The organism is Nonomuraea sp. NPDC049421, from assembly GCF_040677005.1.
GTDB classification, from domain to species: Bacteria; Actinomycetota; Actinomycetes; order Streptosporangiales; family Streptosporangiaceae; genus Nonomuraea; species Nonomuraea salmonea.
The window spans coordinates 1-10,531 of the sequence record NZ_JBFAQA010000065.1 but is presented as its reverse complement, the minus strand read 5'-3'; the positions used below and the strand labels follow the sequence as shown (position 1 = coordinate 10,531).

Here is a 10,531-nt window from a genome sequence, read left to right as displayed (position 1 = left end):
ACCAACATCACCGCCGCCACCGACCACTACCGCAGCCACCCCGCCGACGGTCTCCAGCTCCTCGGTCTCACCACATGAGAACGCTTCAGCCCTGCTTGAGGCGGGCGGCTTCCTTACGGGCCTCGGCCTGGACGCCGCGCTCGTGCTCAAGCCACTCCGGGTTCTCCGCCTTCAGCTGCTCGATCTCGGCCGTGGTGAGCGGCTCGGTGATGCCGGCCCTGGCCAGGCCGGAGATGGAGACGCCGAGCTTGGCGGCCACGACCTGCTTGGGGTGCGGGCCGTTGCGGCGCAGGTCGGTGAGCCAGGCGGGCGGGTTGGCCTGCAGCGCGTTCAGCTCGTCCCTGGAGACGACGCCCGCACGGAACTCGGCGGGGGTGGCCGAGAAGAGGACACCCAGCTTTTTGGCCGCCGTCTCGGGCTTCATCGTCTGAATGCTCTTCGGTTTGGACGAGGTCATGGCGCCAAGCGTAGCCAGTCGGGAGGGGTTCGCTGACATCGGTACGCTGTGGCGGTGACCGATGGTGAGACGTTCCGGCTGGCGTACGTGCCCGGCGTGACCCCCGCGAAGTGGGTGAACGTCTGGACCGAGCGGCTGCCCGACGTACCGATCACCCTGTCCATGGCGCCCACCCCCGAGGTGGTGGCGCTCCTGCGCGACGGCGGCGCCGACGCCGGCTTCGTCCGGCTCCCGATCGACCGCGACGGTCTCAACGTCATCCCTCTGTACGTCGAGACCACGGTGGTCGTGACGCCGAAGGACCACGCGGTGGCCGCCGCCGACGAGGTGACGCTCGCCGACCTGGCCGACGACGACATCTTCCATCCCCTGGACGACGCTCTCCAGTGGACGGCGCTCCCCGGCCGCCCCGCCTTCACCCGCCCGCCCACCACGGCCGACACCATCCCGCTGGTGGCCTCCGGCGCCGGCCTCGTCCTGGTCCCCCAGTCACTGGCCCGCCTGTACCACCGCAAAGACCTCACGTACCGGCCGGTGACGGACGCCCCGCAATCCCAGATCGGCCTGACCTGGCTGACGGACGCGACGACGGACCTGATGGAGGACTTCATCGGCATAGTCCGCGGCCGCACGGTCAACAGCTCCCGCGGCCGCCCCCGCCCCACCACCCCCGAAAAACCCAAAAAGCCGGCACAAAACCGCCGCACCCCTCCCCCCAAAAACCGCAGAGGCCGACGCCGCTGAGCTACCTGGCCTCGTAGGGGATCACGACGACTTGATGAGCGTCCTCATAAATGACTTTCCCGGGGTCGGCCATCTCGACGCGTACGCAATCCACACCATGAGCGGCGAGAATCGCCAGATAACCGGGCACTCGCTCGAGTAGATGGGCGGCCGTCGGCTTGAACCAGGCCATGGCCTTCGGGTTCAGCACGCGATCGTAGACGTGGGGATCGACGTCGCTCGGATCGACCAGATTCGCGTGGAACCACGCATGGTTCTCGTCCCGGAAACGCTCCTCCTCGGGCGACAGCCGCCCATGCTTGGCCAGCACGTTGACGAGGCCGAACACGCCGGGATAGACGCCCCGCGCATTCGGGACAGGGCTCTGAAACCTCACGTACACGCACTCGATCATCCGCGACCACGAGAGGTACCGCTACCGAACGGCCCGACCATGTTCCAGATAACCGGTCAGGCCGCGTTCCCGTGCGGCGACGGCGGCTTTGACCCGACGAGCGAGCCGCTCGATCAGCAACCCGTCGAGCTCCTCAACGGAACGAAAAGCGAAGGCGCTCAGCTCGCCGTCCGCAAAGGTGATCCCCTCAAGCACCTCACCCTGCAAGACCCCGCCGTCGAACACGAACAACACCAGCTCGCCCGCCACCGGATCAGGCGCCCAATCGACCACGAGCAGCCGCCCGATATGAGGCTCGATCCCCAGCTCTTCCCACACCTCCCGGACGCACGCCTCATACGGGCTCTCCCCCGGCTCCACGAACCCACCCGGAATGTCGAGCGTGGGCTTGTACGTAGGCGTGACCACCATCACCCGGCCGCCCTCATCAAAGAACAGCGCCCCAGCGGCAGCCCGAGCCCGTACGAACCGCACACCACCTTGATCACTCACACCCTCGCCCCTCACAACGGCCCGAACCGCGCCACCTGTACCCGCTTACTCCGACCTGTATTGGTCGCGTCCCTGCTGAGCGGTGAACAACTTGCTGACCAACTGCTCGCCCACCTGAACTCGCCATTGGTAACGCCCAGGTCCAAGCTGGAGAGGAGGAATGCTGACGCTGAATGCCGCATCGATCAGCGTTTCTGCCGCAAGCTCGGGCGGCTGCCCTATCTCGAGATCGCCGCTATGAACGACCGGCGTCCGCTCGCCATCCGGCTTGGTCACCTGAACCGGCTGACCGTTCTCATCACAGAGTTGGAGCCGAAGTGGAATCTTCTGGTTCGCGCGATCCCACGGGATGCCCATCAGCACGACGACAGCATGTGGCGCGATAGGCGCTCCGGTTACGGACCAACCGGCGCCGAGCATGTGCACCTTGCCGCTCGGATCAGAGACAGCCGCATCACACAAGATGAGCTGAATATCGATGGGTGCGGCCATCAGCAGACGTTGACCAGCACGGAGCCGCTCGTCCTGGTCTCCCCGACCGTGGGCGTCCCCACGATCGTCAGGTGCTCGTTGAACCCACGATCGGGCCTGCGGGTCACCCGCTTCTCGCCACGCTCGAACGCCTCAAGGATGCCTTGGACGGGTTCGTCCTCTTCGTAGAAATCGTTGGCGCTCATGTACGTCATGATGCCCTCCAGAGCATGCTTGAGACCAGCGACGATCAGATTGGGTACGCGCTGCCGAGGTTGTAGACATCACCGTCAAGTTCAGTGGCGGGATAGAGGACGACCAGCGTCGTCATCCCCCGTATGCGCACCTGCACCAGGGCTCGGACGCCACGCTCCGGATGATGGTGCCAGGTGTACACCAGTCCCTCACGGCACACGACCGCGTCCCTTACCTCAAGGGCGCTCAGTCCATGGCGATGCTGGATCTTCTCTGCGGTCTTTGCACTGACATTCAGCCATGCAACCCACAGCTCCTCCCTCATGCCGCTCCGCCTGTCCGGGCACTACTGTGCGTGTCCGTACCGTTGCGCTACATGATGATCCGCTACGAAGATCGTTGGCATTGAAACGGCCACATCGGGTCGCAAGCAGAAGCGTCCCGGCGGAAAGACTCCACATACCGCCGACCTGCAAGCCGCTCGTCCGGAGCTGGTGCTGTTGTCGCCGCTCGGGATCGGCCTAGGTGACGGCGACGAGGCGGTAGCAGCGGACGCGGGTGCGTTCGTCCGGGCTGACCTCGCCGCGGTCCACCCGATAAAAGCCCGGCTCGATCTCGACGTTGATCGCCTCCGCATCCATCTCGCCCCGCGCCTGGTCGATCCGCACCTCCGGTCCAGGCGCCGCGGCGTCGAGAAGCACCATCAGCCCGCCGACGTCAACAATCGGCCCTTGCTCCCAGACGACGTCGCACAATCTCGACACCGCCCGCTCCACGTCACCATCGGAATCGGCGTACATCCACTGCACGAAGAGCCGCTCGAAGAACGTGGTCCGCGCAGGTTCATCCCAGAGAATCAATGCCGACCGGTCTTTCCCGAACCCGATGACCCCGAAGCCGTCCACCGCGCATGCCGCGTCGTAGTCGGCGCCGTTCACGCCGGTCCACTCGTGCAACGCCTCCGCAGGCACGAGCGCCAGCGGTCCGCCTGAGGACTCCACCCAGATCCGCACGTCCCGTCCTTTCCCACGCCGCCGTAACCCGCTTGGTTCCCCACACCCTCCCGGGCATCATGGTCGCCATGCCGGAACTGATCGACCCGACCAGCAGACTGAGGACGTCGTTCGTGGCCGCGGTAAAAGAGTTCCGCGCGGACCAGGATTACCCGGTGCCGTGGTTCGTCGAGGACGTCGACCCACAGGCTCTCGTGGATCCGGCGGCCTTCGAGGCGTACACCATGCGCGTCATCAACGAGCGGACCGCATCCGGCGTACGCCCCGGATTCGTGCCGATGACCACCCTGTGGTGGGCCGACGGCGAGCAATTTCTCGGAAGAATGGCCATCCGCCACCACCTCACTCCGGCTCTGGAGAAGTGGGGCGGTCACATCGGTTATGACGTCCGGCCCAGCGCACGCCGCCAGGGCCACGCGACGGCCATGCTGGCGGCGGCGCTCCCGATCGCGAAAAGCCTGGACATTTCCCGGGCGCTGGTCATGTGCGACAAGACCAATGTCGCCTCCCGGCGGGTCATCGAAGCCAACGGCGGGCAATTGATCGACCTCACCGACCAGAAGCGCCGCTATTGGGTCCCGACCGCCTAGAACGGCCCGCCGGCGTCACCCCCGGCCTCCAGCAAAGGAATCAACGCGAACATGGAGTCGGAGAAACCGCCGAACTCGTGCCGGTTCCCCCGCCCGGTCGGCATCGCGGCGTAGCGGTAACCCTGAAGGTTGAAGCCGTACATGGGGACATGCTCAGGTGCGGCGGACGTGACGCCGCGCCCGATGGAGCGCGTCATGGTCTGCATGTCCGACAGGATGACGACGCGATCATGCCCCCGGTACGTGCTCCGCACGGCCTCCGCGATCCGCGTACCGTGCCCGACCTCCCCGATCCGCCGGCAGAACCGCCGTATCTCCGCCAGCACCGCGCCATCCGCAAAAACGGGGTGCTCGAAGACCCCGTCGGCGAAGCCGTACAGATCCACTTGTGAACCACGGACGGCGAGCGTGACGCCGAACAGCGCCGCCGCCTGCGCCGGCGAGACCGACGAACGCGCCGCGACCGCCCCCGACGTCATGGACGCGGACGTGTCGACGAGGACGAGCGTCCGCCCCTTGAACGACGGCACGTTCGAGGTCGCCAGCGTGAGCGCCCGGTCCAGCGCGGGCCCCCACCGCGACGACGAGGAGGCCCGGTACGCGGAGTAGAACCGGAACGGCAGTTGCCGCGATCTGGCCACCTCGTCCGGGTCCGCGAGCTTCGCCATGATCTGTTCGGCGACGGCGTCACCGATGCCGGCCGCGTCGAAGTTGCGCAGGTTCCGGAGCAGGGCCATGTACCCCATGCTCGGGATGATCGCCTCCCACACCTGCGCGTCCAGGGGCCCTTGGAGCCATCCGGCCAGCGCCTCCCAGGTCATGCCCGCGCCGGCGAGCGTCGCCGCGGGCCGGCCCTGGGTGATGAGCGCGCGCCGCTCGGCGACGGGGATCGACATCAGGTACGCGCGCCGCCGTAAAACCTCGAGCGACTCGGGAAGGCCGTTGTCCCGGTTGTGGCGCCGATCGAGGGCATGCCGGAAAAGGTCCCCCTGCCATGGCTTGTCCGGGTGTGGGGCCGGGTGGACGAGGTCGATGACGTCCCCGAACCGGAACCCCTTGGAGCCGGTGTCGTACTTGAGCAGGCTCCGCTCGGTGTAGAGCCGCTGGACGGCGTCCGCGACGCCGCGCTTGACCGGCTTCGGGATGGATCGCCGGTACGTGGCCGTCCAATAAGCGAGCGCCTCGCCCGGCTCGTCGGCGCGCTGCAGCACTCCGTCGACGAGCCCCCGGTTCAGCCCATGCTGACCCGCGGCGAGCCGCGCCTTGACCGCTTCGAGCGCGGCGACGAGCGACGCGGAGCGCATGTTCGCCTCGGTACGCAGCCACGGCAGGAATCGGGCCAGCCATTCACCGTCCTCGACGGCCACCTGGTGGACGAGCCGCCGGAACCGGCCGTCGCGATCACCGGCCCGCTCGTAATAGGTGTCCTCGCCGACCATGTTCGAGACCGCGACGAGAAAGAGCTCGCCCTTGGCGTCCCGCGCATACCCTGGGGCGCCTCCGTACGTCCTGCCCGACGGTATGGACTCCGTCACGACATCGGACGTCACCGTGAATTCCTCTCGAACGTGCGCACGAGAGGAATTCAATCAAAAGAACGTGCCCGAGATCGAAGCGGCGAAGCGCTGTGACCGATGCTCTGCCAACTGAGCTACCGAGGCCGAAGCCGGCGGACAGGACTCGAACCTGCGACACACGGGAGAAGAAATCCTCGCCTGCGCACCGGGCACGTTCCCGGAGATCTTATCCCGCTACTTCCTCAGCCAGAGCATGTAGAACGGGCTGTCCCAGCGGCAGTCGTACTCCTTGTAGTTCTCCATGATGAGCTTGGCCGTCCCCGCCTGGACGCAGGTCGTCAGCGTCCGGAAACCCTGATACGGAAACCAGCCCGCAGCCGCGGCATTGGCCGGAGCCGCGGTGAGGACCCCGGCGGCAAGGGTGCCGGCCACAGCCAGCGTCACGCCGAGACGTGCGGCTTTCTGTCGCATGACATCGTCCTTCCTTCAGGGGCGACGCACGCGCCGCCCGTACGGATGGCCTCACGCTACGACTTGTTGATCTAGAACGTCGCCGATTGTGGATCTTGTCCGAAAAGGATGGATCTTGTCCGAAACATCCCCACCTCGGACGCCGACACCCCTCAGGCGGCCGCCAGCCAAATGTCCCCGTCCGGATACTCGCCGCCCTGGCACGCAGGCACAGAATGGAGCCTGCGCGGAACGCCTCGGGGGCCAGGGACTGCGCCGCGCATGATGGAGGGGTACGCAGATGAGCGATGCCGAAGTCGCACGCAAAGTACTGGGCTCCTACCAGGGCTTACTGGTCGCCAATCCCATCAGGCAGCCGGCCGACCCCGTGAAACTCAAAGCCGCCGGGGAGATCGAGCGGAAAATCGCATTACACCAGCCCTCGGACGACCACAACCTCACCCCGGCCGAGGCCAGGACATGGAAGCAAAGCCCTGACTACTGGGTCGCCGGCGGTGAGATCGTCTCACAGAACCTCGACCGCCCACTGACCTGCATCCTGTTCGCCCACCTGTGCATCTACGCGCTCAAGAAGGACGCGCCGAAATTCACCGTTCCCATCGAGATCGTCGAGCTGAAAAAGGGTGGGTACGACAACCACTACATCCTCGTCGCCGGCCGAACGAAGGGCGACATCAACGGCAAGCTCTCCGAATGGGACCAGGAGGCCTTCATCATCGACCTCTGGGGCTACAGCCAGGGTCTAGGCACGCTGGTGTCCCAGCCTCCCGCCATCATCGTGGAAGGCATGGACGACTATTCACGTAAGACCGTCGTCACCATCCCGGCGTGGGGCATCTAGCCAGCCCCCGGAAATCGTCCAGCAGGCGGACTCCGCCTTCCCCGGTCACGAGGAACCGGCCACGCAGTCCGACCTGCTGGACGCCAGGCAAGCGCCTCAACCGGACATCACAGGGTTCACCGGTCGGGCCTGAAGGCGTCAAGAGAGGACGTCTCGCCGATGGCAGCGAGCAACAGGACCGGGAACTCCGGATCAGCCTGACCCACCGCAAGCGCAACCCATCGACCGGCGCCCGGATACCACACGGACATCGTGCCGCTGTAGTTGCGCAGCTCGTTCACCGGCTCAGGCACCGGTGAGCTTTCATCCCCCAGCCCAGGCCACAGATCGACCACTTCCGGCCGACCCCAGCGGGACGTAAGCGCGACCGCCACCTCCTCGAAAGCAGCGGCGATCTCTTTCTCGGCACCCTCGACGACGTCCTCGCTGCGATCGTCCCAGAAGTCCTGGCTGGCCTTGAGAAAGCACAAGTGACTATGGGGCCCGCTGGAGCGATACCCCTCATATCCCTTGTCGGCCGGCGCCCCTTGCTCTTCTTCACTCGGAAAAGGACAGGCCAGCAGGCGATCGATAGCAGCGAGTCGATCTTCCATGATCATGCGGCAAGGCTAGACCAGCGACCCGGCGAGCGCCTGCGCGTAAGCATACGACACGACAGGCCCATGGCTCGAAGGTCAGGTGCTTCCAGATGCGCGTGGACGGTATCGGGCTATAACCAATTCCCTCTCGATTGTGCGTACGGCTGCATATTCCACATCGCCCGTGATATCCCGTCGGAATGAGCAAAATGGGGACGGCGCTGAGAGCCTTGGGCTCGTTGCTGGACAGGTCGCTCGCACAGATCGCGGAAGCATCAGCAGACGCACGAATCTACGACCGGCAAACGATCTACAAGGTCGCGGACGTGTGGGACAACAACACCTTTCCGCTGTTCCATGCTGCGACCGCGTACACCTCCGTCGGGCGGGAACGGCGCGCCCGCGCAGCCCTCGCCTGGATGGCCGACCTCGGATCGGCGCGGCGAAGCCGGATGGTAGAGCAGGCCGCGACGGCGGGCCACTCCTTGGAACGATTACTGCCGCCACCAGCAGCGAACCCTCCGCGCTCCAGGGACTATCGAGGCCAGGTAAGGCCCTCGACGATACCGCTGACCGCCGACGCTGCGCTCGAACTCGGAACCGACTACGACTTCGCCGCCGCTGAAATCCGCACACTGTTACTCGAACGTGCTGGCACACGAATGACCGGATCTCTCGTCCTGGTCCCGCCCCGCCGCTACAACGGTGGCCTACAGGCGGGAGAACCACCCGAATTGAAGCTGTGGCTGGAGGACATCACCAACATCCATTTTGACTCCGACGACAGAATAGGAGTCGCCTTGCATTGCCAAGCGGGAAAGATAGTCATCGGCATCGGCGCAAGCGGAGAATTGCGCGCCACCAGCGGCACCGTGTACCCCCATGACTATGCCTGGCATCTTTCCACCGCCGGCCAGACCGCCGACCAGCAGACCCCACCTCCTGGGCAACGAACCCGCCGCACATCTGAGCGACGGCGACCACGACCGAAAGGCGCGGTCCTGGTCGCCGCCAGGATTTTGCACAGTGTGATGCTGGAGATCCGCATGGTCCGCTACGCCCACCTCTCCGATCGCGTCCCCGTCCGACCGCTCGCCGACGCACTCGCCGGCGCGGGTACGGACATCCTGGCCGCAGGCACCCTCCGAGGCCGCCGTCGCGAGAAAGCCTTCCGCAACCTGGTGGAGACGTGGATCAAAAACGGCGATCCCGCTCTGACCCCCTGGTTCACCGACGAACTACATCGCACCAACAGCTCGGAACAACTCCCGGAGGCCACGAAAGAATGGATTGAGGAAATCACCGCACCAGAGGCGCCGCCTTCGCTCCTCCCGACAGGACGGGATCTCAACGTACCGATACAGGCGAATCTCCGGTTCGCCAAGTACACGGCCGCACACACCATCTACGAAACCCCGCAAAATTCCTCCACCGTCGTCGTCCTAGCCCACCCACCAATGGGCCACGACTCCCCAAGTGAGCGTTGGCAACTGCACGTCTTCGAGGTCGAAAACGTGAGCCGATTCAAACTCCGAACCGAGGCCTTCGATGGCTCACACGAAATACGGACAGACCGGGAAACAGTAAGCGTGGACTCCCTGATCCTCGGTCATGACTACCTAGATGTTCACGGAAGAAAAGCCCAGCGACCAAACACCGACTAGTCGGCATCCGAGGTGACAAGATCACTGCACTGTTACACAGGTGGGCGGTACTGGGTTCGAACCAGTGACCCCTCGCTTGTAAGTCGCCTCACAGCCAGGTGGGATGGCTGGTCGAACGGCCTCTCACCTGGACCTTCATACCGTGGAAGATCACCAGCGTCCACGGCCGTCCACGGCGGTTGTCACTCAGTTGGTCACTCAGACTTCGAGCGCTTCGCCCGCTCGGCCTCGATCTCCTTGCGCTCTTCGGGCGTGGTCACGAAGCTGCCCATGCCGGGCTCCGTACGAATCAGCCCGTCCGCGCGAAGGGCGCGCATGACCTTCTGGCCGGTGGCGTTGGCGATGCCGAACTCCTCGATGAGGTCGATCAAGGACGGGATGCGCTCCCCTGCCTTGTACTCGCCCGTGCGGATGCGCTCGGCGATGATCGCGTGCACCTGCCGCCACCTGGGCTGATTCGCCTTCAACTCCACCATTGCAGCAACGCTAGGGATGCATACCGCGCCATGGCGATGGACAGCGCGCTAGGTGCGCTATAGCGCGCTATAGCTTGATGAGCCTATGATGCCGCCATGACACCAGCTCAGAACTTCCGTGGCATCGCCATCGGTGAGTGCGCAAGCCGTCACGTACGCACGCTGCGAAAAGATCATCAACGCATAGAGTGGGCGCCACCCTGCGACGCCCTCGAACGACCTCGCCCGCTGGCCTGGACCTGCTCGTGCAAGGCCACGGTGTATGAGCTGTGCTCCAGCGGAGCCAGAGGCTTCATCCGGCGCACCGTCCAGCACGACAGCGGGCATGTGGTGCACGAGACGCACACGATGTCGATCAACGACGCATGGACTCTCTGGGCGGCCCTGCTGGACGGAGCCGCCCGGTAAGCCACCGAACTGCGGCTCACCCGCAATGGCAGCCCAGACGTGAAACGCATCGGGCTGCCATCACTACCCCTCATGTATGCATGCCGATCACTCCCACCACCTCGTACGCCGTCGACTCACCGCGTAGCGGCAGCGGGCCGGGGACGGAGCGTCAAGCCCGGCTTCGCGTGTACGTTCGCCGGTCGCCGTTCCTCGGCCATGTGTTGCCCTGCGGTCAGAG

16 protein-coding genes are annotated in these 10,531 nt (G+C 65.4%); 5 read left to right on the top strand and 11 right to left on the bottom strand.

Translation table 11 applies throughout. From position 1 onward, the window contains the following. Positions 1-85: 85 nt before the first annotated feature. On the bottom strand, positions 86-457 hold the full coding sequence (locus tag AB0K18_RS49990) for a DUF5997 family protein (protein WP_364930182.1): 372 nt from the start codon (positions 455-457) through the stop codon (positions 86-88). Positions 458-511: 54 nt separating this feature from the next. Between AB0K18_RS49990 and AB0K18_RS49985 the strand changes: the two genes are divergently transcribed. Next, entirely contained in the window at positions 512-1,201 is a 690-nt protein-coding gene (locus AB0K18_RS49985) for a LysR family substrate-binding domain-containing protein (protein ID WP_364930179.1), read from the top strand. 1 nt (position 1,202) lies between these two features. Here the strand turns inward: AB0K18_RS49985 and AB0K18_RS49980 are convergent, their stop codons facing one another. The 6 genes from AB0K18_RS49980 to AB0K18_RS49955 all read right to left on the bottom strand — a co-directional run bounded on the left by AB0K18_RS49980 (position 1,203) and on the right by AB0K18_RS49955 (position 3,766). Continuing rightward, complete coding sequence (locus tag AB0K18_RS49980) at positions 1,203-1,583, bottom strand: hypothetical protein (RefSeq protein ID WP_364930177.1); 381 nt, start codon at positions 1,581-1,583, stop codon at positions 1,203-1,205. Positions 1,584-1,616: 33 nt separating this feature from the next. Next, positions 1,617-2,069 carry an NUDIX hydrolase gene (locus tag AB0K18_RS49975; protein WP_364930174.1) on the bottom strand — a complete coding sequence of 151 codons (453 nt, stop codon included), beginning with the start codon at positions 2,067-2,069 and terminating at the stop codon, positions 1,617-1,619. Positions 2,070-2,132: 63 nt separating this feature from the next. Next, entirely contained in the window at positions 2,133-2,579 is a 447-nt protein-coding gene (locus tag AB0K18_RS49970) for a hypothetical protein (RefSeq protein ID WP_364930171.1), read from the bottom strand. Next, entirely contained in the window at positions 2,579-2,764 is a 186-nt protein-coding gene (locus tag AB0K18_RS49965; protein WP_364930169.1) for a hypothetical protein, read from the bottom strand. Before AB0K18_RS49965 ends, AB0K18_RS49970 begins: the two co-directional genes overlap by 1 nt. A 44-nt stretch (positions 2,765-2,808) precedes the next feature. Further along, complete coding sequence (locus AB0K18_RS49960; RefSeq protein ID WP_364930166.1) at positions 2,809-3,078, bottom strand: hypothetical protein; 270 nt, start codon at positions 3,076-3,078, stop codon at positions 2,809-2,811. A gap of 196 nt (positions 3,079-3,274) precedes the next feature. Next, positions 3,275-3,766 (bottom strand): Imm21 family immunity protein, encoded by a 492-nt coding sequence (locus AB0K18_RS49955; protein ID WP_364930163.1) that lies wholly within the window; start codon positions 3,764-3,766, stop codon positions 3,275-3,277. 68 nt (positions 3,767-3,834) lie between these two features. Here AB0K18_RS49955 and AB0K18_RS49950 point away from each other — a divergent pair, with 68 nt between their 5' ends. Next, positions 3,835-4,356 carry a GNAT family N-acetyltransferase gene (locus AB0K18_RS49950; protein WP_364930161.1) on the top strand — a complete coding sequence of 174 codons (522 nt, stop codon included), beginning with the start codon at positions 3,835-3,837 and terminating at the stop codon, positions 4,354-4,356. Here the strand turns inward: AB0K18_RS49950 and AB0K18_RS49945 are convergent. Next, positions 4,353-5,906, bottom strand: coding sequence for a TROVE domain-containing protein (locus AB0K18_RS49945; RefSeq protein WP_364930159.1), 1,554 nt, complete (start codon positions 5,904-5,906; stop codon positions 4,353-4,355). The two genes, AB0K18_RS49950 and AB0K18_RS49945, sit on opposite strands and share 4 nt — an antisense overlap. Before the next feature lie 201 nt (positions 5,907-6,107). Further along, entirely contained in the window at positions 6,108-6,344 is a 237-nt protein-coding gene (locus tag AB0K18_RS49940) for a hypothetical protein (RefSeq protein ID WP_364930156.1), read from the bottom strand. 280 nt (positions 6,345-6,624) lie between these two features. On the opposite strand from AB0K18_RS49940, the gene AB0K18_RS49935 reads away from it, so the two are divergent. Beyond that, on the top strand, positions 6,625-7,185 hold the full coding sequence (locus AB0K18_RS49935) for a hypothetical protein (protein ID WP_364930154.1): 561 nt from the start codon (positions 6,625-6,627) through the stop codon (positions 7,183-7,185). Between the two features lie 116 nt (positions 7,186-7,301). Here the strand turns inward: AB0K18_RS49935 and AB0K18_RS49930 are convergent, their stop codons facing one another. Then, positions 7,302-7,784 (bottom strand): hypothetical protein, encoded by a 483-nt coding sequence (locus AB0K18_RS49930; RefSeq protein WP_364930151.1) that lies wholly within the window; start codon positions 7,782-7,784, stop codon positions 7,302-7,304. Positions 7,785-7,963: 179 nt separating this feature from the next. Here AB0K18_RS49930 and AB0K18_RS49925 point away from each other — a divergent pair, with 179 nt between their 5' ends. Further along, positions 7,964-9,427, top strand: a complete 1,464-nt coding sequence (locus AB0K18_RS49925; RefSeq protein ID WP_364930149.1) for a hypothetical protein — start codon at positions 7,964-7,966, stop codon at positions 9,425-9,427. A gap of 194 nt (positions 9,428-9,621) precedes the next feature. Here AB0K18_RS49925 and AB0K18_RS49920 read toward each other — a convergent pair whose 3' ends face one another. After that, positions 9,622-9,903 carry a winged helix-turn-helix domain-containing protein gene (locus AB0K18_RS49920; protein ID WP_364363404.1) on the bottom strand — a complete coding sequence of 94 codons (282 nt, stop codon included), beginning with the start codon at positions 9,901-9,903 and terminating at the stop codon, positions 9,622-9,624. A 96-nt stretch (positions 9,904-9,999) separates the two neighbouring features. On the opposite strand from AB0K18_RS49920, the gene AB0K18_RS49915 reads away from it, so the two are divergent. Next, positions 10,000-10,311: a hypothetical protein gene (locus AB0K18_RS49915; RefSeq protein ID WP_364930146.1), complete on the top strand. Its 312-nt coding sequence runs from the start codon at positions 10,000-10,002 to the stop codon at positions 10,309-10,311. The last annotated feature ends 220 nt before the right edge of the window (positions 10,312-10,531 follow it).